This window comes from Agrobacterium sp. DE0009 (assembly GCF_007680755.1).
Classification (GTDB): Bacteria; Pseudomonadota; Alphaproteobacteria; order Rhizobiales; family Rhizobiaceae; genus Agrobacterium; species Agrobacterium tumefaciens_B.
In genome coordinates this window covers 128814-151564 of the sequence record NZ_VEIU01000008.1, presented here as the reverse complement: position 1 = coordinate 151564, position 22751 = coordinate 128814, and the positions used below count along the sequence as shown (strand labels likewise).

18 protein-coding genes and 1 pseudogene are annotated in these 22751 nt (G+C 53.9%); 12 read left to right on the top strand and 7 right to left on the bottom strand.

The window, feature by feature from the left end; genetic code table 11:
* Positions 1 to 83 precede the first annotated feature (83 nt).
* The 3 genes and pseudogenes from FS804_RS25250 to FS804_RS21760 form a co-directional block, all read left to right on the top strand.
* Positions 84 to 257: pseudogene (locus tag FS804_RS25250) on the top strand (DapH/DapD/GlmU-related protein); the annotation flags it as partial.
* Positions 258 to 398: 141 nt separating this feature from the next.
* The gene (locus FS804_RS21765; protein WP_082074528.1) at positions 399 to 1349 is read left to right on the top strand and encodes a LysR family transcriptional regulator; all 951 of its coding nucleotides are present in this window, start codon (positions 399 to 401) and stop codon (positions 1347 to 1349) included.
* 741 nt (positions 1350 to 2090) lie between these two features.
* Entirely contained in the window at positions 2091 to 2567 is a 477-nt protein-coding gene (locus FS804_RS21760) for a molybdopterin-dependent oxidoreductase (RefSeq protein ID WP_186376953.1), read from the top strand.
* Positions 2568 to 2808: 241 nt separating this feature from the next.
* Here the strand turns inward: FS804_RS21760 and FS804_RS21755 are convergent, their stop codons facing one another.
* Positions 2809 to 3729: an XdhC family protein gene (locus tag FS804_RS21755; protein WP_144578913.1), complete on the bottom strand. Its 921-nt coding sequence runs from the start codon at positions 3727 to 3729 to the stop codon at positions 2809 to 2811.
* Between the two features lie 947 nt (positions 3730 to 4676).
* Between FS804_RS21755 and FS804_RS21750 the strand changes: the two genes are divergently transcribed.
* The 9 genes from FS804_RS21750 to FS804_RS21710 all read left to right on the top strand — a co-directional run bounded on the left by FS804_RS21750 (position 4677) and on the right by FS804_RS21710 (position 16637).
* On the top strand, positions 4677 to 5240 hold the full coding sequence (locus FS804_RS21750; protein ID WP_144578912.1) for a 2Fe-2S iron-sulfur cluster-binding protein: 564 nt from the start codon (positions 4677 to 4679) through the stop codon (positions 5238 to 5240).
* On the top strand, positions 5237 to 6217 hold the full coding sequence (locus FS804_RS21745) for a xanthine dehydrogenase family protein subunit M (protein ID WP_144578898.1): 981 nt from the start codon (positions 5237 to 5239) through the stop codon (positions 6215 to 6217). Before FS804_RS21750 ends, FS804_RS21745 begins: the two co-directional genes overlap by 4 nt.
* On the top strand, positions 6214 to 8385 hold the full coding sequence (locus FS804_RS21740) for a xanthine dehydrogenase family protein molybdopterin-binding subunit (RefSeq protein ID WP_052686869.1): 2172 nt from the start codon (positions 6214 to 6216) through the stop codon (positions 8383 to 8385). Before FS804_RS21745 ends, FS804_RS21740 begins: the two co-directional genes overlap by 4 nt.
* A 304-nt stretch (positions 8386 to 8689) precedes the next feature.
* A complete protein-coding gene (locus FS804_RS21735) occupies positions 8690 to 9499 on the top strand; it encodes an AraC family transcriptional regulator (RefSeq protein WP_186376952.1) in 810 nt (269 codons plus the stop codon).
* Between the two features lie 248 nt (positions 9500 to 9747).
* Entirely contained in the window at positions 9748 to 10386 is a 639-nt protein-coding gene (locus tag FS804_RS21730; protein ID WP_371417899.1) for a (2Fe-2S)-binding protein, read from the top strand.
* 2 nt (positions 10387 to 10388) lie between these two features.
* Positions 10389 to 11369, top strand: a complete 981-nt coding sequence (locus FS804_RS21725; protein WP_144578896.1) for a xanthine dehydrogenase family protein subunit M — start codon at positions 10389 to 10391, stop codon at positions 11367 to 11369.
* Between the two features lie 3 nt (positions 11370 to 11372).
* Positions 11373 to 13544, top strand: coding sequence for a xanthine dehydrogenase family protein molybdopterin-binding subunit (locus FS804_RS21720; protein WP_144578895.1), 2172 nt, complete (start codon positions 11373 to 11375; stop codon positions 13542 to 13544).
* A gap of 266 nt (positions 13545 to 13810) precedes the next feature.
* Entirely contained in the window at positions 13811 to 15460 is a 1650-nt protein-coding gene (locus FS804_RS21715) for a thiamine pyrophosphate-dependent enzyme (protein WP_144578894.1), read from the top strand.
* Between the two features lie 31 nt (positions 15461 to 15491).
* Positions 15492 to 16637 carry an FAD-dependent monooxygenase gene (locus FS804_RS21710; RefSeq protein ID WP_144578893.1) on the top strand — a complete coding sequence of 382 codons (1146 nt, stop codon included), beginning with the start codon at positions 15492 to 15494 and terminating at the stop codon, positions 16635 to 16637.
* A gap of 248 nt (positions 16638 to 16885) precedes the next feature.
* Here FS804_RS21710 and FS804_RS21705 read toward each other — a convergent pair whose 3' ends face one another.
* The 6 genes from FS804_RS21705 to FS804_RS21680 all read right to left on the bottom strand — a co-directional run bounded on the left by FS804_RS21705 (position 16886) and on the right by FS804_RS21680 (position 22694).
* Positions 16886 to 17575, bottom strand: coding sequence for a DJ-1/PfpI family protein (locus tag FS804_RS21705; protein ID WP_144578892.1), 690 nt, complete (start codon positions 17573 to 17575; stop codon positions 16886 to 16888).
* Between the two features lie 95 nt (positions 17576 to 17670).
* Positions 17671 to 18441, bottom strand: a complete 771-nt coding sequence (locus tag FS804_RS21700; protein ID WP_045535539.1) for an alpha/beta fold hydrolase — start codon at positions 18439 to 18441, stop codon at positions 17671 to 17673.
* Between the two features lie 180 nt (positions 18442 to 18621).
* Entirely contained in the window at positions 18622 to 19596 is a 975-nt protein-coding gene (locus FS804_RS21695; RefSeq protein WP_144578891.1) for a xanthine dehydrogenase family protein subunit M, read from the bottom strand.
* Complete coding sequence (locus FS804_RS21690) at positions 19593 to 20129, bottom strand: 2Fe-2S iron-sulfur cluster-binding protein (protein WP_077224686.1); 537 nt, start codon at positions 20127 to 20129, stop codon at positions 19593 to 19595. The genes FS804_RS21695 and FS804_RS21690 overlap by 4 nt, the downstream gene beginning before the upstream one ends.
* 7 nt (positions 20130 to 20136) lie before the next feature.
* Entirely contained in the window at positions 20137 to 20445 is a 309-nt protein-coding gene (locus FS804_RS21685; RefSeq protein ID WP_045535549.1) for a YciI-like protein, read from the bottom strand.
* Between the two features lie 5 nt (positions 20446 to 20450).
* Positions 20451 to 22694, bottom strand: coding sequence for a xanthine dehydrogenase family protein molybdopterin-binding subunit (locus FS804_RS21680; protein ID WP_186376951.1), 2244 nt, complete (start codon positions 22692 to 22694; stop codon positions 20451 to 20453).
* Positions 22695 to 22751 lie beyond the last annotated feature (57 nt).

Sequence of the window (22751 nt, the reverse complement as noted above, 5' to 3'; positions counted from 1 at the left end):
AGGTATTCATTTCCGATCAAGCCATAATTCGCGACTGGGATGGCCACACGATCGTTGGTCGGCCTAACAAGGCGCCAATCAGAATCGGTGATCGTGTCTGGATAGGTATGCGCGCGATAATTCTGAAGGGAGTAACAATTGGAGATGGCGCTGTAATCGCTGCAGGCGCTGTAGTGACGAAGGATGTTCCTCCAAATTCGGTGGTCGCCGGCAACCCTGCTGCGATAATAAAAGACAATGTGACTTGGCTTCCTTAAGAGCTTTGTCTGAGATTGGCGTCGCCCTCTCATGTCCTGGAGCGCGTACGCCGCTGGGGTAGATTTCTCTGCGCCTGAAAATCGCTAGAGCCGATTGCAGGACGCGAAAAAGCATATTTGTAATCATATCGAGGTGAAGTCTTGCTTTTTGACGGCAGAATTATCGCTGGTATTACCGTATTTGTCGCTGTGGCAAGAACAGGCAGTTTCATACGGGCCGCCGAGCAACTGGGTCTCTCGCGTTCCGGAATTGGCAAAGCCATTGGAAGACTTGAAGAACGGACCGGTATGCGGTTGTTCGATCGCAACGGCAGAGCGATCAAACTGACCGACCAAGGGCGGACGTTTCTCGAAGAGACGTCGCCTATGCTAGAGGCACTGGGTAGGATTGCCACGCCCTCAACGCCCGAAAACCTTAAGGGACGGCTTCGAATTTCGACCGATGGTGCCCTGGGCCCATACCTGCTCGTGCCACTGCTGCCCCAATTTCTCTCAATGCATCCACAGGTAAAGGTTGACCTGATTGTCCGCGATCACGTCGATAACCTTCTTTCAGAGGGAATTGATGCCGCAATCAGGTTTGGGCAGCCGAATTCCAACGGACTCGACAAAAAACTGCTATTTCGCAGCCGCGTTTTGACGTGCGCGAGCACTAACTATCTCAATGTCATGGGAGCTCCGACCAGCCCCAGGGACATGCTCAACAACCATCGCTGCATCCGTATGAGTGATGCCGCCACGGGCAAACCATACTCTTGGAACATGGTAAATTCGGCAGGTGAGGAAGAAATCATCTCTCCCGAGTGTGGGCTCACCCTTAATGATGCACCTTCGTTGGTCGCAGCTGCAACAAATGACTATGGAATAGTTCGTCTGCTTGATCTGGTGGCTGAAGAGCAACTGCGAACCGGCGCTCTGGTTGAAGTATTGCCAGAGTGGAATAACTATTACTGGCCTGCTTTTGTTTACACTGCTGCCGATAATTTCAAATCGCCGACGATTGAGGCCCTTAAAAGCTTCGTTGTTGGTCATTTGACCAAGTCCGCGGCGTTTGCGCCAGCTCAGTTTTCTCAGCCAGAGCTCGAAAGCTAAGCCGCCGCTACACGACAATTTCCGATGTAGTCTGGCCAACCGCGTTCATCCCAATCCAGTCCCAATTGGTGCTGGGACGTGCCCGTCCCGCAGTCTTTGGTGTTTTCACATCGAGGGGCCATATCGTCGCTCTACATGTCCTCTCGCGTGTGTGTGGCTGTCAGGGCGTAGAAACGGTGCTGCATTTTGCCACCTGTCGCGGATACTGTGTCCGCGATGCCCGAAATACCTCATCAAATCATCAATTGCCCGGGTCGATGTAACCGTGGATTAAGGTCAGATCAGCACTGCTGACGGATAGTTGACTCACACTGAGACCGGAGCACAAAGAATAGAACTTGCTACCCTATGTCTGTCGCTAGCGAACTGCACGCGTCGTTCGCCGTAGTGACCCAGAGTGTCTAGAACGCAGCAAATCTCTCCTTTTAGTCTCTCTTAAGAGGACAACTCGGAACGGAGGAGAATGAAAAACGCGTGTTAATTTTGCGCCTATGTTCAACAGAAGGCGCGTCGATGACCCTTAAAAGTCTAGTGAGGCGATCAAGTTTTCGTACCAGGTCACATCTGCGTAGGCAAAGATCACAAGAGCTCGCCCGTCCAATCAACGAATATTCATCGCTCGCTCCGGCGACCCTATTCTGTCAGACCGACAGTCTGGAGGAAAAGTCGCATCTCCTTAACCCCGGCGACTGGTCAAGACATCAGGCCGTGGAGCCCTTTCACATTGACGCCGAGCGCGCCATGTCGCGCACATTAAATCGGGCACTGGCATCCGAGAGCAGTCTGCCTTTTCCCGACATAGAGCATTTTCCCCAAAGCCTGGCCAAGGTCAGGATTGTCTTACATCGCTCAGGCATTGCGTTGATTGAGGTTCAGCATCTGGAATTAAGATCTTCAGTCGCACTCCTCCTCGCGCAAATCGTCTCTGAGGCACTCGGCGTTTTCGTTCCCAACATCAAGGTTGTCACTAAGGAAACTGGTCGTCAGCAGCCCTGTAGGAGCACGTTGGATGAAGTGGGTGAATACGCCCGTCGTGCAACTTTGCTTGCTTGTGAGGATATCACGTCGAAGCTATTGTCCCTGGCGGGGCGCAGAATAAACGCTAATCCCAACGAGCCCCTTGAGGTTCTCTCTCAGTCGAATATTGATGTCGTCGAAGGCGTGGGAGTTTGGCTTGCAGGCCCGGAAGCAAACAGCAATATGGAGCCTTTTCTGTAACCTTTGTGAAAGCGGAGTGAATTTCCCCAGACGGAGGTGCCATGGGGGGCGTTACGACTGCTTTGGAACAGAGATGCTCTCTCTTGGTTGAGCGGCTGCAGCGATATTTGACGCCTTTCGCGGGTCCGCGCCGATGGCAGGCGCGTTACCAGGTGAACGCCCATATATCAGCCTGCATTTAGTGCTCGACCGTGTCAAAGAGCATTCGGGTATCAAGCGCGGCCCCTGCCAGTCTATCAGTTCACCTTGTGCTTGCGCGGGAGGAAACGTCAGCCAAAACTGATATAGAAAGGGTGTTGAAATCACGACAGGGGCCAAACATACCAATCGGTGCCCTGATGCGCGAAATAGCCCCCTGGCTGTGTCCAGCCCCGACGAGTTTTTCCACTCTGCGGCTGTGTGTACGACTGCTGCCTAGGGCACCAATATAGAACGCCGGTGAACTCAGCGCAGCTTGTAAAATTTGCTCCTCACCGTCGAGATCGTGATGCATCAGCACAACCGCGGTCCATTCATCAAGAGTGGCTTGTTCAAACTGTAAACAATTGCTGCGTCCAGATAAAACAATAACTTCGTACCCGACTGATAGCGCAAGGCGACGAAGAGCTTCCGTCTCTCCATGCTGGCCGGATATGATCAAGCGCGTTGGTGGATGGTAAGATGTGATAAAGCTTTGGTCCTTCCACCCGGACCGAGGAACAGGTTCTACGATCTTTAGTTCCTCGCTTTCGGGCAAATATGCCGACGCGACGGCTTGTCTCTCTGTTAGTTTGTGCAAGATCGTGGGAAGGATTCTTCCATTTCGCAAAACGTGGATAGCTACGGTAATACTACCCCCGCATGGGAGCCTCAGGTCAAAAAAACCAGACCCCTCTCCGATTTTTATAATCCTGTCCCGGCCTTCTGCCATTGCGGCAAGGGCCTCTGCTGCTACGGCAGCTTCGATGCACCCTCCTGACAGATAGCCGCAAAATCGCCCATCTTGCGCGATCGCCATCTGAGCTGCAAGGGCCCGCGCCGCGCCTCCGTTTATCTCTATAAGAGAGGCGATCGCGCAACCTCCATTGTTAAAGGCAGCCACCGCAAACGAAAGGATTTCACGAGGGTCATCCAATGCATGTGCCCGGCTAGGGGTAGAAGCGGTTCTTGAAACACTTTCCAGCAAAAGCAGCTCGTCCCTGTTCGCAATCGGTTTGGCGGTATTGGAAATGCGAGCGCAGCGGCATTGTTAGGCTGCACTCGTGCAGAAAGAAAACGATAAACCGGATGCTGCAAAAGGTCCAAAGGTTTGGCTTGTAGATATTCTTACAGGCGAGTGACGCCAAACTGGAGACCCTCTTTTTCTGCGGCAACGCCATAGCAACTGAAAGAAACAATATAGCAATTGGTAAGTGCATTTTTTAAGTGAATTGTGTTGTACCCTGCAGTTAAGCGAATTAATCAAATTAAAAGCGTGACGCGTAGATCAAAATTTCGATCTCCTGACGAGCCTGCACTTGGCGAAAATGCGAGGCTTGTCGCCGCGATTTTAATTATTTGGACCAGCATGAATTGAGGTCGTTTTGCTGGCGGCCGCCCCGTAACTTCCTAAGTCGGACAATCGTTTTTTTATTTCAAGGACGAGGATATTACTCCCATCTCGTTTGAGGATAGTGTCAATAAAACACGTCTTATTCGAAAGGCGAAATCGTCAACATCTCGAAAGCAAAAAAATTAACGAGATCGCAGATCCGAGCGACCGCTCCTTTAAACCCAAAACCAGCACTGAAATAATCTTACAGCTCCTAGAGTCAGGCTGACGTTCTAATACCGATCCGGTCGAGTAGACTGGTGCGGCGAGTATGCACAAGATGGCACCGCATCCCTTGGTAGCCCTATCCGCCCCGATCCCGGTATTTGAGAGGGTAGGGCACTTTGTCGAGCTGACGGGGCATGGCTTCCCTTCAGGTGAGCGCTGCACGGGAGTTATCGACCAAGCAGAATGTTTTGCCATACAGATTACGGTGCTTTGAACAGGAGATTAAAGTGAGTGATACTGATGATCAGGACTTTCAGTTCACCAGACGACAATTCCATCAAGCTGCAGCGACGGGCGCAATCGCAACGTGGATGACGTTCGCACATCTACCTGGCGCTGCTTCGGCGCAAACCTCTCCATCACCAACCAGCAATGTAACATTAACCGTCAACGGCGACATCCATCATCTCCAAATTGATGCGAGGACAACTCTCCTTGACGCACTGCGAGAACATCTTTCTCTCACTGGCACAAAGAAGGGATGTGACCACGGGCAATGTGGCGCCTGCACCGCCATTGTAGATGGACGCCGCATCAATACCTGCCTCACACTCGCAGTTATGCACAGCGAGAGTGACATCGTTACTATTGAGGGTCTCGCATCCTCGGAAGGCTTGCATCCCATGCAGGCCGCTTTTGTTGAACACGACGCGTTTCAGTGTGGCTATTGCACGTCGGGGCAAATCCTGTCGGCAGTCGGCGTACTCCAAGAACTGAAAGACGACTATCCGAGCGCCGTTACACCCGACTTAACATCGGTGCCGCAAAGCAGCGCCTTAGAAGTCCGAGAACGCATGAGCGGAAATATCTGTCGATGCGCTGCCTACCCCAACATCGTCGCGGCCATCCTTGAAGTGGAGGGGCGACGCGCATGAGGGAGTTTACCTACCACAGACCTGCGACGATTGCGGATGCAATTGCTTTGCTGAACGCCGAGCCTCATGCAAAGCTCGTCGGCGGGGGCACAAATCTTCTCGATTTAATGAAGCTTGAAATTGAAACGCCATCTCATTTGATAGATGTCAACCACATTGGTTTGAACAGCGTAGAGCCAACTGCAAATGGAAGCCTTTCAATCGGAGCCACGGTCCGCAACGCCGATCTGGCCGCTCATCGTGTAATACGAGCCGACTACGGCGTCTTAGCTCGAGCACTTTTATCGGGCGCGTCAGGCCAGTTGCGTAACCGTGCAACGACAGCCGGAAACCTGATGCAGCGTACGCGATGTCCTTATTTTTACGGATCCGGTCGGGCGTGCAATAAGCGAGATCCTGGTTCAGGTTGTGATGCGATTGAGGGTTTGTCGGTCAATCACGCCATCCTGGGGACAAGTTCGTCATGCATTGCAACTCACCCCTCGGATATGGCTGTCGCTTTAAGAGCGCTCGACGCGACGATCGTAGTCGCTGGCAGTCAAGGCGTTCGCAGAATTGCGATTTCTGACTTTCACAAGCTCCCTGAGGACAAACCGCAGGCCGAAACGGCTTTGGAGAAAGGAGAGATAATATCTCATGTAGAACTGCCTCCTCCTGTCACAGGCATTCACATCTATCGCAAGGTAAGAGAACGGGCGAGCTACGCTTTCGCGACCGTTTCGGTTGCGTTGGTTGCTCAGGTAGACGGTGAGCGGGTTAAAATCGAAAGGCTTGCTTTTGGAGGGTTGGCTGCCAAGCCGTGGCGGATCGAGGCTGCCGAAAGGCGTCTATTCGATTTGCCGGAGAACGTAGCCCGAGATGCGGCTTCGATCATCCTTGAGGGTGCCACGCCCACCAAGCACAATCACTACAAGCTCGAATTGGCGCAACGCGCGCTGCAAGCTGCATTGATCGACGCTCGGGAGCAGAAACAATGAGCCGTTTGGATACGACAAGCACAAATACGCGCATCGTTGGGCAACCTGTCAGTCGGCTCGATGGGCCACAGAAAGTGACGGGTGCGGCAACCTACGCCTACGAACATTCCACACAGGGGAAGGCATTGGTGGGCGTCTTCTCTACCTCAACGATCGGATTTGGAGAAATCGTAAAAATAGATACATCTCGTGCCATGGCTCTGCCGGGCGTTCGTATGATAATTACGCATGAAAACGCCATCGGGCAGGGGAAGTTGGATCCGTCCAATCCCAACTTCACCACGCGCTCCAGGCCTATTCTTACAGGCACGAAAATTAATCACCACGGCCAGCCCATCGCTTTGGCCGTTGCAGAGACTTTCGAGCAGGCGCAGGCTGCGGCCAATGCGATTACCGTTGAATACCGTGTCGATGCAGGGACCTTCAGTTTTTCAGAAGGCAATGAAGTCACCGAAGAGGAAATGGCTGCCGCGGGCTTTGAGGGAACGACCACCGTGGGGGATTTCGAGACAGGATTTTCCAAATCTGATGTCACAATAGATGCAACCTTCGAGACGCCAATGCAGCTTTCACAGCCGATGGAGCCGCACGCAACGCTTGCATGGTGGGAGGGCAAAACCCTCAATCTCGTCACAAGTCACCAGACGCTGTCAAATATTCAGGCCTCTCTCGAGACCTCACTTGGTTTGAAGAAGGACAATATTGTCATTTCGGCCCCTTTTGTAGGCGGTGGGTTTGGTTCAAAGCTTGCAGTTCATGCGGACCTCATGGGAGCCGCGGTGGCTTCGAAAATGACCGCTAGCCCCGTGAAGGTAGTTTTGACGCGGCGGCAAATGTTTGGTCTGACCGGCGTTCGTCCATGGCAACGGCAGCGTGTCCGTTTAGGTGCGCGCCCCGACGGTCATCTCGTCGCGATCGGCCATGAAGCTCTGATTTACTCAAATCGAAATGATCCTTTCGTGGAGCAAACCGCGACCGTCACCCGCTCCCTTTATGGAGCGCCGAACCGATTAACACGTCATCTCGCAACACATTTGGATTTGCCTAATGGAGAAGCGGTTCGCGCGCCGGGTGAAATGACGGGCTTGCTGGCAGTTGAGGTCGCAATGGATGAGTTGGCTGAACGACTTGACATTGATCCGGTCGAACTGCGGCTTCGAAATGACACGGAGAAAGATCCCGAGACGGGTGTGCCTCTGACTGGACGCCGTCTCAGCCAGTGTCTGCAGGTGGGTGCAGACCGCTTTGGTTGGTCGGAACGCGCAGCAAAGCCACGCGCGAAACGGGAAGGCCAGTGGCTAATCGGAATGGGAGTAGCATCCGCTATCAGATTTCACTTCCAGGGACCCGCTGAGGTTGAAGTGGAAATCAAGCAATCAGGTCGTATCGAGGTTCGATCCGATCTTACAGATATCGGGACAGGTAGCTATACCATCCTCGCGCAGATTGCAGCCGAACTACTTGGTCTGGAAGTAGGCGATATTGACGTATCTCTTGCACATTCCAGCCTTCCCCCAGGCGGTGGATCTGGTGGTTCGTGGGGTGCGCCAAACACGGCTGTGGCTCTGCACCAAGCGTGTTTGCGACTAGTAGAGCAAACCGGAATTTCTCCGGGGCCGGATTTTGTAAAACGCGCCTTGGCAGCTAATCCCAAGGGGGCCGTGGCCAAGGGCGAGATCCAGTCCGCGGCAAATACACCAGACTGGGACAAAAAGTCGAGGCACACTTACGGCGCTCATTTCGTGGAAGTCGGTATCCACGAGCTAACCGGTGAGATCAGGTTGCGCAGGATGCTTGGCGTATTTTCTGCGGGGCGAATACTCAACCCTAAAACGGCCAGGTCACAGCTGCTAGGCGGGATGATATGGGGTGTCTCGGCTGCTATACGTGAGGTCGCAGAAGTAGATCATCGCTACGGAAACATCGTGAATGGCGACTTAGCCGAATACCTCGTACCCGTCCATGCCGACATTCCAGATGTGGATGTTGTTCTCATTGGTGAGCCGGATCTTGATGCCAATCCTGTGGGCGTCAAGGGTGTTGGGGAGTTGGGAAACTGCGGTTCGTCTGCCGCACTTGCCAACGCGATTTATAATGCGTGCGGGATTCGGCTTCGGAAGTTTCCAATCAGTCTCTCCACCCTTGTGCCGGCGTTGGCAGCGTCTTGATGGGCGGCATGACGAGCGACTGTACATCAGAGTTTTGGTTGTCCGACGTCTGAACACGGATTTAACAGCGCGCTCGGCTGACCATTGTCTGCAGTCGACGTTTCGCGGCTCGCGGTTAGGAAAGATGGCTCAAGCTATGCAAAGTGCTGAACGACGTTTTGATCCGGAGAGTTTGCGATCGGCATCATCGCAGCCTTGCACTCTTGTTCGTTCAAGCCGGGCCCTGGATTGGACCGATCTGCTTTTGGATATTCAACGGGGATCGGGAGACTCTGGCAGATTCGAAACGCACAGAACCGGGGACGTGAGCCTTGTTGTCAAGATGAGTGGCAACTCGTTTGTGAGTGTCCTGAAGGATGGGCGTTGGGAGCGCGCATATTATGAATCCGGCAGTGCAGGATTGACGTCTCAACATCAGTCCCATCGTCTCCGGTTTCAGGTCCAGCGAGGCGATTTGTTCGCTGAGACGGCTCATCTTTATCTTTCCAGCACTCTACTAGAAGAGGTAGCGGAAGACTATCGACGCATCGGAGCAGGGGAATTTGCCAGAGAAATGAACGCTCTGGTATTTTCGGACGCGACAGTCTTTCAAACCGTCCTTGCACTGAACAGAGGGCTTGCAGCTGGTGTACCTAACCTGTACGCGGAGCAAGCAGCAAGCTTTTTGGTTACCCATCTGCTCTCCCGTCATGCGGGTTGGTGGGACGCCGCATCAGACGGTCGGGCAAGCAACCAACTCAAAGACCGACGGCTAAAAAGAGCTATCGAGTTCATGTCCGCGTCTTTGGCATCAAGTTTGACCCTTCAGGAGATTGCGGCGGAGGCCGGCATGAGCAAGCATCACTTCTTGCGGGAGTTTTCTTCGGTCGTGGGCCTGACGCCGTTCAGGTATCTGCAGAAAGTAAGACTTGAACTGGCTTCGAGATTGCTGCGAACGTCGGATCTTCCGGTAGGGGAGGTCGGTGTCCAGTGTGGGTATCCCAGGGCTAGCCAGTTTTCCACGGTGTTTACCAGATATTACGGCCTGAACCCGGCAACATATCGCGCTGCCGAGCAACTCGATAAGCAAGCCCCCAAGGGATATGCGGAAGGAGGCCGTGATCGATTGAGATAATTTCCATTCGTTGCGAAGTTCTTTCGATACGTTGCTAAAGGTACTTTCAGAAGCTGGCTAGGCTGTTGATCCGCGTTGCCCTGTCGGTGCTTAACCGACATTGTCCAAAACTCGCCAGCCATGCATGTCTAGCCACGTTGGCGGGTTTTAAAATGCGGCCGGCAAGTCACAGTCTTTAACGGTTGGTGACGGGGAGGGTCTTTTGCTTTCGGAACAAAACAGATCAAGGTCAAGCGTAGGGACAGCAAATGTCAGAGAGCGAATTTGATGGAATATCAGAGAGACCTGAGTACGGCCTGACTCGCCGCGAAGTAATGATGGCAAGTATGGGGCTCGGAGTGGCAGAAATCGCACTGGGAGCTTCGCCCGTGCAGGCTCAAGCCGAGCTAGGTGCAATCCCAGAAGCGACTTTTTCCCAGCTTGTTCCGGTCTCGTTGAAAATAAACCGCAAGGACACGAAGGCGGTAATTGACCCGCGAACCTCCTTGCTTGATTTTCTTCGCGAGCAGCAACACTTGTTCGGGACAAAAAAGGGATGCGATCACGGTCAATGTGGCGCCTGCACCGTCCATCTCGACGGGGCTCGTGTAGCGTCCTGTCTGACGCCGGTTGCTCAATGTGACGGACGTTTTGTCGAAACGGTCGAAGGACTTGCAACTGAAGGTGAATTGCATGTCATGCAACGGGCTTTCATAGATTTTGATGCAATGCAATGCGGATATTGCACACCAGGACAAATAATGGCCGCTATAGCCTGTGTGCGCGAAGGTCATGCGAACTCCAAACACGAGATTCGCGAGTTCATGAGTGGCAACCTCTGTCGGTGCGGCGCCTATGAAAATATTGTCGACGCAATTGAATTTGCCAGCACGAAGATGGGGGGCTAAACATGCATCCTTTCTCATATTTTCGGGCCCGAAACTTGCCCGATGTCCATGCGGCTTTGAGGCAAGAGGGAACCCGCGTTCTGGCGGGAGGTACGACACTATACGATCTGATGAAGCTCGACATCGAAAAGCCCGAACGCGTGGTCGATATTAGCCATCTAGTGCCGGAGCCCGTGCGGATCGAAAACGATGTTTTGATCGTGGACTCGCTTATGAAGATGAGTGAAGCAGCTGACAGCAGGATTTTGAGTTTACACGCCCCAGCTGTCCGGGAAGCTCTTCTTATGGCAGCTTCACAGCAACTCCGTAACATGGCCAGCTTAGGCGGCAACATTCTTCAACGAACTCGGTGCAGCTATTTTCGGCACAGCGCATATCCCTGCAACAAAAAAGTGCCGGGATCCGGTTGTGCCGCTCTGGAAGGACTTAATAGAAATCACGCTTTGTTTGGAGGGTCGGAAAGCTGCATCGCCGTTTATCCGGGAGATTTCGCGGTTGCATTGATGGCCTTTGACGCGAGGATCGAGGTTGTCGGAAACGGAGGCGCCAGACAAGTCCTGCTTTCTGATGTCCACCGCGAACCAGGCGACGCCCCTCACCTGGAAACCAACCTGCAGCCTGACGAACTTATCAAGTCCGTCCATATACCTCTTTCAGAAAGCGCCCGCGCCTCCACTTACCTTAAAATTCGCGATCGTGAATCATACGCCTTTGCAGTTGTATCGGCAGCCGTGGGCGTGGAACTGGAGGGTAATCTCGTGAAAGATGTTCGGATTGCGCTTGGGGGCGTCGCGACAAGGCCTTGGAGGGCAATCATGGCGGAACAATCACTTATTGGCCGCAGTCTCGACGGAGACACGGCTCTTGCGGCCGGTCGAACAGCATTCGCCGGTGCGGCCACGACGGCTCACAACGCATTTAAGACTGAGCTAGGAGCAAGGGTTGTAGCTGACGCGCTCGTTGCGGCAAAAACAAGGGTGTAGGACATGGACGAACAGTTTCCGAATATTGCCCGAGTTGATGCTGTTGCTAAGGTCACCGGCGCACCCATTTACACGGCTGACAGAACCGCTGAGTTACTCCGTCATGCTGTGTTCTTAACGAGCAGCATCGCCAAGGGCAAGGTTTCCAATATCGACGTTTCAGCCGCACGCGCGTCGGAAGGCGTACGGCTGGTTATTACGTTCGAGGACAAAGTCGGCCTGAAAACGCCCGGTTTTCTACTCGGGGGAGGGTATGCCTTTCAGAGCCTAATTCCATTGCAGGACAATTCAGTCCACCATTATGGTCAACCCATCGCCTTGATAGTGGCCGATACTCTGGAGCAGGCTGTTCACGCCCGCGCTCTTATAACCGTGAACTATCTGAAAGAAAACTTCGCATCGACGATAGACAGTAAAACGGCAACGGTGATTGCTCAGTCAGAATCACCGCTTCCCCAAGAACTCTTTGCCGATACTGTTTTTGGTGATGCCGAAGCTGCACTAGCGACTGCAGCTGAAGTGCTTGATCTTAGCTATTACAGTCCCCCGCAGCACCAGAACCCTATGGAACTGGTTGCCACAGTAGCGATGTGGCAAGGCGAAGACCTTACCATCTATGAAGGGACGCAAAATTCCGGCGCGATCAAGTTCGGCGTCGCCCAGAGCCTGGGCATTTCGCCCGATCGTGTTACAGTGGTCTCGCCTCACGCGGGTGGAGGGTTTGGGCAGAAAAACTCCATGCAAATTCAGACCGCATTGGTGTCCTGGGCAGCCCGAGAACTTCAGACACCGATCAAAATGGTGGTTCCGAGAGAACAGCTTTTCGCTAATGCGAGTTTTCGCCCCGAATCGCGGCACCGGGTCAGGATTGGTGCCGACGAAAAAGGTACTATTACCTCGGTGCTCTATGACGTTGATGCTCAAAGCTCGCGTCATGACATTTTCCCGTTGGACTACACGAGCGCAGCGGCGCGTCTTTATGGCATACCCAACTTCAAGGGGTTCCAGCGTATTTTCCAGACTGATGTGCAGACTCCGGGTTACATGCGAGCACCCTATGAGCATTTTGCGTCCTTTGTCATGGACACGGCAGTGGATGAGATGGCGGAACGGTTCGGACGTGACCCGGTCGAATATCGAATGTCGATGAATATCGACACGGACCCGATTTCGGCACTGCCTTTGTCTTCCAGATTCCTCAACGAATGTCTTTCGCTAGGATCGCAACGTTTCGATTGGAGATCCAGAAATCCTAAGCCTCAATCTATGCGTGCCGAAAATGGTGATCTTGTAGGCCTGGGCGTCGGCTGTGGTTGTTATAAGGCCGCTACTGCCGCCTCCGTCGCGACTTTGAGTCTAAAGAGAGACGGTACGGTGTCAGTTTCCGTCGGTGTGCACGAAATGGGTCAAGGTATCCGTACCGCGCTTGCAAACGCCGTCGCACGGAAGCTGAATATCGGAATTGACAGGATCGAAGCAGTTATCGGTGATACACGTGGCGCACCGCAGCACCTGACTGCGGGATCTTGGGGAACGGCCACCGCAGTCCCGGCTGTAGAGGCTGCCGCTGAAAAGCTACTTGACGATTTGGGACCTGATCCGTTGTCAGCGCTCATCGAAACCGGTTCAGACAGCTATGATGTCCGGGTTGAAAGACTTGCTCCGGGTCAGCCACAAAAGCTTGCTCAAGCCATTTACACCGGCAGGCCCGCACCATGGGGCCCGATTTACGGTGAGTTCGTGACGTACAGTTACATAGCGCACTTTGTCGAGGTCCGCGTTGAGCCCTCTACTATGCGTATACGAGTTCCCCGCGTTGTCAGCGTGGCCGACTGCGGCCAGGTGGTAAGTCCTCGCACGGCTGAAAGTCAAGTGAAGGGCGGCGTGGTGTGGGGGATCGGTGCAGCACTGCGCGAGGCGAGTGAGGTCGACGCGAGATTTGGCGGGTTTCTCAATGCTGATATCGCTGAATATTTGGTGCCGGTGAACGCGGACATCGGTCAAACCCATGTAGAGTTTGTCAATCGACCCGACCCGAAATTGAACGATGCCGGAATAAAGGGGCTGGGCGAAGTTGTCATGACTGGTGTTGCAGCTGCAATCACCAATGCCGTCTGGCATGCCACTGGTCGCCGTCTGCGCAAATTGCCCATAAGGATCGAAGACTTGCTTTAGTTTGAAAGGTGACTTTACGTCGACCGGCGCCGAATGCTGATCTAGCGCAGCGTCGGGCTGGTTTCTCTGCTTGAGCACTGGCTTCAAGCATCATTTTAAGTCCCTTTTCGGTCCTTTCTTTCACACGAAACAATACTGCGTGAGGCAAAAAAGAGAAATCACGCGGTCCTTCTAGGTCAGAGGCGTCCCGGCGCCTCTGGGCCAATCACCCTTGACGATTGAACAACAGCGTTGGAGGGGGCCGAAAAATGTAATCAGGAGAATTCATGACCACCGGTGCTAAACGCCTGTTGGATGTACTGTCGAACGCAGGCATACGTTTTATTTTTGGGAATCCCGGAACGACCGAAATGCCGATCATGCACGCTCTTCGTCATTTCCCGGAAATTCAATATGTTCTGGGGCTGCAGGAGACTGCGGTTGTGGCGATGGCGGATGGTTACGCAAAAGCATCTGGCAGGGCATCTTTCGTCAATCTGCATACTGCAGGCGGCCTCGGTCACGCAATGGGCGCCTTGCTTCATTCTCGAATAGCCAAAACCCCGATGCTGGTTACGGTGGGGCAGCAAGACACCAGACATAGTCACACCGATCCGCTCTTATACGGTGATGCGGTCACAATGGCGGCTTCGACAGTGAAATGGGCCCGTGAAGTTCAACACCCCCACCAAGTTGTGCCTATGGTTCGAAGGGCCCTGGAGGCGGCAGAGACGCCACCATTAGGGCCGACATTTCTTTCGCTGCCAATCAATGTGCTGACTGCGGAGACAACACTTGAAAGCGCTGAAAAATCCAAAATCGACCGAAACTTCTTAGCCTCAGGACTGGGAGAACTTGCTTCAGCTCTTGCTGAGGTGCCACCCGACAAACTTGCAGTCATCGTGAGTGATGAGGTTGCTGCCAGCGACGCTGGGTCTGCCTTCGTCGAGGTTGCAGACATTCTCGGCGCAAGGGTCTACGGACCGTCCTGGCCAAGCGAAGTGTCTTTTCCTGTCTCGCATCCTCTGTGGAATGGACACCTTCCCACCACCGCAGAGGGGATCAGAGCTACTCTGTCCGGTGTGCATGCCGTTTTCATCGTGGGCGACAACCCGTTCATATCCTACCTTTATAGCGAAGGGCCGGCCCTTCCCCATGAGTGCCGTCTTTATCAACTTACTGGCGATGGCAACGAAGCGGGACGAACATATGCCACTCAACTTGCGTGTATCGGCAGCCTGAAACCGTCCCTGGCATCGTTAAAAGAGTTACTGTTGACATCGCCGAAACGCAACGACGTAGCCAAACTCCGACACGTCGCGCTCATCGAGCAAAAGCTGCGCCACAACGCGCTGGAGGAAACGGTTCAAGAACAGTTCAGCGACGTTCCAATTCCCCCTTTCGTGGCTGCAGCAGAAGTTGCGGCATCGCTTTCGCATAACGTCATAGTGGTTGATGAGGCCCCAGCAACGATGGTTCATATGCGGTCATTTCTTGAGCGGGTGTCGATTAACCGCTACTTCTTTATGCGAAGCGCGATCCTGGGCTGGGGTCTGCCTGCAGCGGTAGGTGTCGCTCTAGCTTCGCCGTCAACACCGGTCGTTGCTCTCATAGGAGACGGCTCTGCCCTATACGCGCCCCAGGCACTTTGGACTGCGGCACGCTTCAAACTCCCGGTAACATTCGTGATAATGAACAACTCGGAGTATAACATTTTGAAACGATACTCGGTATCTCAGGGATATGAAGTCGGGGGGAACTCGACCATTCCAGGAATGGAGCTCGAAAATCCCTTTATAGATTACCAGGCGCTGGCCATGGCTTTTGGCGTGCCTTCACGTCGCGTGACCCACGCCGACGAAGTCCAGCCGGCGATAAAAACAGCTATGCAATCCGGACTGCCAAACCTCATCGAAATTGTTATTCGTGCTTCCTAAGTGCCTCGCACAAAAAACCAAGGACCATACAATGACCCTGAATGGAAACGAACCTTCCCGGTCTCGCGATATCATTGTCGTAGGCGCTGGCATAGCCGGATTGGCGCTAACAAGGCAGCTTGTTTCTAGAAATTTCGATGTCGTTACGCTGGAGCGTCGAAACGAAATTGTTGATGCCGGCCTCGCGATCAATCTGCCAGGGAATGCAATCGCTGCCCTGAACGAGTTGGGACTGCAAGAGCAGGTGGCAGCTGCAGGAACGCCGGTCTTAAAGAGACAATATCGCACTGACACCGATCGTCTTCTCTTCGAAATTGATGAAGAACGATTTTGGGGACGTGAAAACCTGCCCCGCTGCCTGAGGAGATCAGAGCTTGCAACCATTTTGCTTGAGGGAATCCCTCACGATACGATCAAGCGCAGAGCCGATGTGGCGTCTATTTTTTCTGGAGATGATCATGTCGAGGTGAAAACCTCCGACGGTGAACTTCTCAGGGCGAGGTATCTGATTGGAGCCGACGGCGTGTTTTCAACGGTCCGAGAGATGACGCTGTCGGCGAGGACAACGTCTCGCTCGCTACTGGCACAGTCAAGTTGGCGGTTTATCGCTAAAAACCCGGGCGTGGACTGCTGGACTATCTGGATGGGTCGACAAGCGATGGTGCTACTTATACCTGTTGGGCGTGATGACGTGTATTGTTGGGCAACGGTTACTGACGATCGGGAAGAGCCAATAAGCATCAACTCGCTTGTGCAGCGAACAGAAAAATTTCCTTTGGCGCCGAGGCGCGTGCTTGAGGAAGCCTTGTCTGATCCTGCCCGCATCCACCTTTCTCCGATTGATGAGATTGATCTGCCTCGTTGGGGCCGAGGGCGCACGGTATTGATTGGAGATGCTGCCCACGCTACGGCGCCGGTCTGGGCACAAGGCGCCGCCTTGGCGTTGGAAGACAGCCTTGTGCTGTCGGACCTTTTGGTGAAGAACGAGGATGGAAGTGACCTGGCTGAGCACTTCACCCAACTCAGGCGCTCGCGTGTTCGTCATGTTAAGGAGATGACTGATCGAACGGCAAAGGTCTCTCATCTGCCCGTGGCATTGCGCAACCTGCTCTTTCCTCTCCTTGGGCCGTTAAGCTACAAAAATACCTATGGTCCGCTAAAGAGGTCTTTTCGATGAGCAGTCAATTTATTCATCGAAGCCGGCAGCCGGAATACTATTCGAGGACTGATGGACCGGTGCCGGGTTTGCCATCCCACTTGCCAGACAATGACATACAGGAAGTGTGAGAGGGTCCAGCTGCCATCAATCGCCGTTGTTTCTGGCGACGTGCGATGGCAAGCACTGCCAAGTCAGGCGGCATCAACGAAATTCACGAGCGAGCATTTATTTTGTGGCTGCCCGCAAAAGGGCACTTCAGTAAGAGCTCAGGCTAGCCCGAGATTGACAGCTGCCTTTCTTGTTGCGCTGCGCCGTCGCTCCAACATTTCGGCTGACCTTTGTCTCACAGCTGCGGAAAGCTCAGGCGACGCTGTCGCAAGCGAACCCGCAGTAAAGGGTGGCTTCGGATCATACTCCAGCGAAAGCTGGATCATTTCTGCGACCTCGTCGCCATGAAGGCCTGCCACAACAGTAAGAGCGAAGTCGATGCCTGATGTAACGCCGGCTCCGGTCACACGGTTTCGATCCCAAACGACGCGTTCTTGTCTTGGCTCAGCGCCCAATTGCGAAAGCTGATCCAACGATGTCCAGTGACACGTTGCTTGATAGCCGCGCAGTAGGCCGGCAGCGCCCAGCACAAGAGAACCTGTGCATACAGAGGTCACCAGCCGCGCATCTTCGGCGACATGGCGCAGAAAACCCAAAGTGTCTTCGTCCTCCATCAAGTCAATTTGCCCCGGTCCCCCTGGTACACATATAACGTCCAGTCTAGGGCAGGTCTCGAATGTTACATTCGGCAGCAGCGATAAATTCGCATCGGAAGTAACGGGCTGCAAATCCTTTGATATCAGATAAACGTGTGTGTCTGGTGCACGTGCAAAGACCTCAAACGGCCCTGTCAGGTCCAGTTGAGTTAACTGCGGGAACAGCAAAAAGCCTATTGCATTCGATACCATCACAGCCTGCAGATTTGGAGTAGGGTTGAAGTTTTGAAAATGCCAGGGGCAGGCGCAGCGCCTAATGCAGCATCGGCGCCTGCCGGAACCGAGAATTACTCCGCCGCTTTTTTTATAATGTCAGCAACTGCTTGCGGATGAGATGCCATAACGACGTGGGAGGCACCAGAAATTACGACGGTTTTCTTTGACTTCGCACGATCAGCCATAAATTTCATACTTTCCGGGGGGATGTTTTTGTCGCCACCACCGTAAATGAACCACGATGGAATCGTCTTCCAAGCAGTGGTTTCAGCGGTCTCATCAAGCGCTCCCTTCGCCACCGGGCGTTGGGTCGCAGCCATGAGCGCAGCCGTATCTGCGGGTACGTCGTGCGCAAACTGCTGGTGGAATTTCTCCTGATCGATGTATAGGTCTGGACCGCCGTTAGGAATGTTGACCGGTTGCGCAAGCGCGCTCGCCAAGGTACTTCCAGGGAACTTACCCGACAGCGACACTGCGGATTCGCTGCTGTCAGGTGCGAACGCCGAGACATAGACGAGCGACTTCACATTTTGTTTGCCCAGTGCAGCAGCAGAAATAACAGATCCGCCATAAGAATGACCGACGAGCACAACGGGTGCCTGGATGCTGCTAACAATCGATGCTACATATTCTGCGTCTGACTTCACACTCCGAAGAGGATTTGCGACTGCTACGGTTCGGTAACCGTCCTTTTCCAACAGGCGTATGACGCCGTTCCAGCTTGATCCGTCAGCAAACGCACCGTGGACGAGGACGATTGTGGGCTTGTCAGCACTGGCAGCGAATACAGGGGTTGCAAACGCCATTGCTGCGATGAGACTTCCGAAGACAAAGCTATACATCTATTTATCCTTACTGTTGTTTTAGGTTGATGGCGAAGGGTAGATATATTAGTCGCTCGACGCCGACCCGAGCCTGCGTCGCCGGGAAAAATGCACCATAAACATCATAGCCTTAGCGGCTTCGAATGATCTTCGTGATATTTAAAGGTGCCCGCACTCGAACAGGATACCGATAGACCGCTACTGCCTTGAAGCCTCGGTGATCAGAACGTTCAATGCCTTGCGCGCGAGGGGTAATTTGAAGAGGTTATCACGAGTTGGACTTGCTCCCTCAAATGCGGCATCTATTATTCGGTCCGCCGCTTTCGAGCTGTCCATGTTTCCGGCTTCTGCAGCTTCAACACGCCACGGTTTAGGAGCCATTCCGCCAAACGCGACCCTTATTGTTCGAAGCGCGGGACCATCGAAATCAGCGACCAGCGCAATCGATACGTTTGCAAACGCATAGGATGCCCTGTCTCTTAATTTCAAATAGCGCTGCGCTCCATCGACTGGTGGAGGAAGCGTAACGGCCGTGATGAGTTCACCCGGAGTTAGGGATGTTTCGATGTGCGGTGTCTGTCCGGGCAGGGCATGAAGTTGCGAGATGGGAATGCGTCTTCTGGTGCCGTTCGTCTGTATCGTCTCCACAATGGCGTCCAAAGCCCGGAGCGCAACGGCCATATCGGAGGGATGGGTCGCAATGCAGGAGGCACTACCTCCGATGACGGCTAGATTACGGGAAAGCCCGTCGATCGCGGCACAACCGGAGCCCGGATTCCTCTTGTTGCAGGAGAGGTCACCTGAATAGAAATAGGGGCACCTCGTTCGCTGAAGCAAATTGCCGCCAACGGTCGCCTTGTTCCGAAGTTGACCAGACGCTCCAGATACCAAGGCGCGCGCAAGCACGGGATAGTCGCGAAGCACGCGTTCGTGACCTGCCACATCGGTGTTACGCACCATCGCTCCGATGCGAATACCCCCGTCATCAAGCTCTTCAATTGCGTCAAGTCCGATGCGGTTGACGTCGATTAAATGGGCGGGCAGTTCGATATGCAGCTTCATGAGGTCAACGAGATTTGTTCCTCCTGCCAGATACCTCGCGCCCGGGGTCCGTGAGAACGCCGCAACCGCCTCCGCAGGGGTTGATACTCGCTCGTAAGTGAAACGCTTCATGGTTTCGTCTCCATAACTTCGCGAATTGCTGCGACAATGTTGGGATAGGCTGCGCAGCGACAGAGATTTCCGCTCATGCGTTCGCGAATTTCGGCATCGGTTTTTTCGATTGCGTGAAGGTCCTCGCTGACATGACTTGGTACGTTGCGATCGATTTCGTCCAACATACCTACGGCAGAGCAAATCTGGCCAGGCGTGCAGTAGCCGCACTGTAGTCCATCGTGTTTCACAAAGGCGGCCTGCATCGGGTGCAACGATCCAAGTGTGCCCAAACCCTCGATCGTCGTGATGTCGTCTCCTTCATGCGTCACAGCAAGGGACAAGCAACTATTGATCCTGCGGCCCATGATAAGGACAGTGCACGCGCCGCACTGCCCCTGATCGCAACCTTTCTTGGTGCCGGTAAGGTGAAGATTGTTTCGCAACGCGTCCAGCAAAGTTACCCGGGGATCGATCTCAATCGTGTGTCTTTCTCCGTTCACAACGAAGCTCACCGCCACCAGATCTTCTTGCGCCTCGCAAAGAGTGTCCATGTTGCCCTCACTTGCTTGGGCGAACTATCGAAGAAGCGTCTTCGCCGACGACAGTGGCCCACTCCCGGATTCGCCAGCTGCGGACCAGTCCATTATTGATATAAGGATCGTTCTCGACGAACTTCTTTACGACCTCATCACTATCGCCTTTAAAGAGAATAACTCCGGTATCCAGCGGGTCGGTGAGGGCGCCAGCCAACAAGAGCTCTCCCCGGTCTGATGCCGCCCAGGCTTTTGTGAGATGCTCGTCTCTAAACTCCGGCCTTCTCTTTTCATAGGTTTCTGAAAACTCCAAAAACAGGATGTAATGTTTCATGGCATTCATTCCTTTTGACTGAGACTATCGAATTGAATTGGAAGGGATCTGGGCCGTTCGCCGCATGCATCGTAGATTGCGTTCGCAACCGCTGCAGCGACGCCGACTATGCCGATTTCGCCGGCGCTCTTGGCACCAAGTATTCCAAGATTTGCGTCGGGCGTGCCGACGAAGTGTACATCGATGTCGGGAACGTCCGCATTCACAGGGACCAGATACTCGCCCAGATCGGTATTGATGTAGCGCGCATAGCGATGATCAATATGTGTGCCTTCCCACAGCGCTTGACCTAGCCCCATGGTCACGGCACCTAATATTTGCGACCGTGCCGTCACAGGGCTTAGAACCCTGCCCACGTCTACAGCGCTGACGAACCGACGAACACGGATGGTCTCATAGGCGGGATCTATGGCAACCTCGCAAAAGTGGGCCACATTGCTTTCCACGCTATATTGTGGATTTCCCTCCGGGGCCCACTCACCGAGACCTTCAACCTGATCTAGCTCGGTCCGCAACAGAAGGTCGATCGCCTGGACTTTCGTTGATTGATTGTCTGCATTCACGTGATTACGCAGTTTTGACTCAAGATCGCGGCAGGCTCGCAAAATGGCCTCGCCAACACTTGCGACAATACGTGAGCCGCCGGCCTGGGGAGCGAACGGCAAATCCGTACTACCAAAAACAAGCTCTACATTGGACGCCGGAATACCGAGCAACTCACCGACAATGCGCGGCATAACCGTTGGATTACCCGTCCCGATCTCCGAGATTCCAGCTGAAACGATTGCTCGTCCCGATCGATGAAGCGAGATTTTTGCGGTGGATTTCGACGCATATCGAGGATAGCTGCCCGACGCCATGCCGTGACCGATCAATAGTCTGCCTTCTGTGCCACCGCGACGACGGCCTCCACTTCGCCAGCCAAATCGCTCTGCGCCGACGCGGTAGCATTCTTTTAGCGAAGTGCTCGACCATGGCCTTCCGGAATCGGGATCGTGTTCGGCAAAATTGCGCAAACGAAGCTCAATCGGATCCATTTCGAGTTTGCAGGCCAGCTCGTCCATTGCACTTTCCAGAGCGAACGAACCGGTACTTTTCCCCGGCGCGCGCATCGAGGTTCCCGCGGGGAAATTGAGATGGGCAAGGCGGGTTTTGACGGACACATTCTCACACGCATATCGGGTACGCGTTCTGCCGATGCAGCCTTCTACGTATTCGTCAACTATGCCGGTCTGGACGATAGCCTCGTGCTTGATAGCGTGTAAGATACCCCTTTGATCAGCACCTAAAGAAACGTGCTGGATAAGTTCCGGGCGGTGACCGGTTCCTGTAAACATCTGGGGTCTGGTCAGGACTATTTTGACAGGCCGATTTACCAGGCGCGCTGCCAAAGCGGCAATATAGCCATGTGGCCAGACCTGCAACTTGCACCCGAATGCGCCACCCACGAATTGCGAGATGACCTGAACATCCTTCTTTTCCATCGCGAAAGCGGATGCAAGTGCCGCTGCAATGATGTGCGGGCCCTGGTTGGTGTCTTGTATGAGAAGTTTTTTGTTGTCCTGCCAGAACGCAATCGTTGCAGCAGCTTCGATGGGGTTGTGGTGGGCCGCCATCGACTTGTATGTAGCCGTGACTTGCACTGGTGCCGATGCAAAGGCCGAGGTTGCGTCTCCTCGCTCAGAACTGGCCGGCTCTCCACCGGGAATTTCACCGGTCACAGGCTCTTGAGCAATCAACTCGTTGTCAGAAAGACCGACTGACGCTGTGGCGGTTTCATAGTCGATCAGCAACGCATGGGCCGCCGCAGTCGCGTTTTCTAGCGTGTCGGCGACCACTGCGGCAACCGGCTGTCCAGAGTATCGGATACGGGTATCGGCAAATGTCAAACTTGCGCCATGATCGGGCCTGCGAAGGATTTCTTCTGGGGAAACTGGCCATTCAGGCAGGGGCAGCCCTCGCAGTTCGGAGCAATTCTCGTGGGAAACGACACCCAGGAAACCTGGAGATCGTCTTGCCGCTTCCGCATTTATTGAGGCGACTCGTCCGCAAGCGATCGGACTTGTGACGAGGACGGCATGAGCGAGGTTATCCCAAGCATGGTCAGCTGTGTATCTGGCGTTGCCCGTCACTTTTAGCGGCGCATCGGCGCGATGGTCTCCTTTTGCGTTTGGATAGGCAGTCGCAACGGTACTCGTTGACTGCAGCGAATTTTCCAGGAGTAGGCTCTGTGTCATATCGTGCTTCATGTGCGCGCTGACCCTTTGAGTAGATAGGAAAGGTTTTCGTCCGACTTGCGGCTCACT

Coding starts and splice junctions, on each gene's coding strand:
- FS804_RS21720 (WP_144578895.1), top strand. CDS start 11,373: ATGGACGAACAGTTTCCGAATATTGCCCGAGTTGATGCTGTTGCTAAG.
- FS804_RS21710 (WP_144578893.1), top strand. CDS start 15,492: ATGACCCTGAATGGAAACGAACCTTCCCGGTCTCGCGATATCATTGTC.
- FS804_RS21750 (WP_144578912.1), top strand. CDS start 4,677: ATGACGTTCGCACATCTACCTGGCGCTGCTTCGGCGCAAACCTCTCCA.
- FS804_RS21680 (WP_186376951.1), bottom strand. CDS start 22,694: ATGAAGCACGATATGACACAGAGCCTACTCCTGGAAAATTCGCTGCAG.
- FS804_RS21705 (WP_144578892.1), bottom strand. CDS start 17,575: ATGGTATCGAATGCAATAGGCTTTTTGCTGTTCCCGCAGTTAACTCAA.
- FS804_RS21690 (WP_077224686.1), bottom strand. CDS start 20,129: ATGGACACTCTTTGCGAGGCGCAAGAAGATCTGGTGGCGGTGAGCTTC.
- FS804_RS21695 (WP_144578891.1), bottom strand. CDS start 19,596: ATGAAGCGTTTCACTTACGAGCGAGTATCAACCCCTGCGGAGGCGGTT.
- FS804_RS21700 (WP_045535539.1), bottom strand. CDS start 18,441: ATGTATAGCTTTGTCTTCGGAAGTCTCATCGCAGCAATGGCGTTTGCA.
- FS804_RS21685 (WP_045535549.1), bottom strand. CDS start 20,445: ATGAAACATTACATCCTGTTTTTGGAGTTTTCAGAAACCTATGAAAAG.
- FS804_RS21760 (WP_186376953.1), top strand. CDS start 2,091: ATGTCGCGCACATTAAATCGGGCACTGGCATCCGAGAGCAGTCTGCCT.
- FS804_RS21740 (WP_052686869.1), top strand. CDS start 6,214: ATGAGCCGTTTGGATACGACAAGCACAAATACGCGCATCGTTGGGCAA.
- FS804_RS21715 (WP_144578894.1), top strand. CDS start 13,811: ATGACCACCGGTGCTAAACGCCTGTTGGATGTACTGTCGAACGCAGGC.
- FS804_RS21745 (WP_144578898.1), top strand. CDS start 5,237: ATGAGGGAGTTTACCTACCACAGACCTGCGACGATTGCGGATGCAATT.
- FS804_RS21730 (WP_371417899.1), top strand. CDS start 9,748: ATGTCAGAGAGCGAATTTGATGGAATATCAGAGAGACCTGAGTACGGC.
- FS804_RS21725 (WP_144578896.1), top strand. CDS start 10,389: ATGCATCCTTTCTCATATTTTCGGGCCCGAAACTTGCCCGATGTCCAT.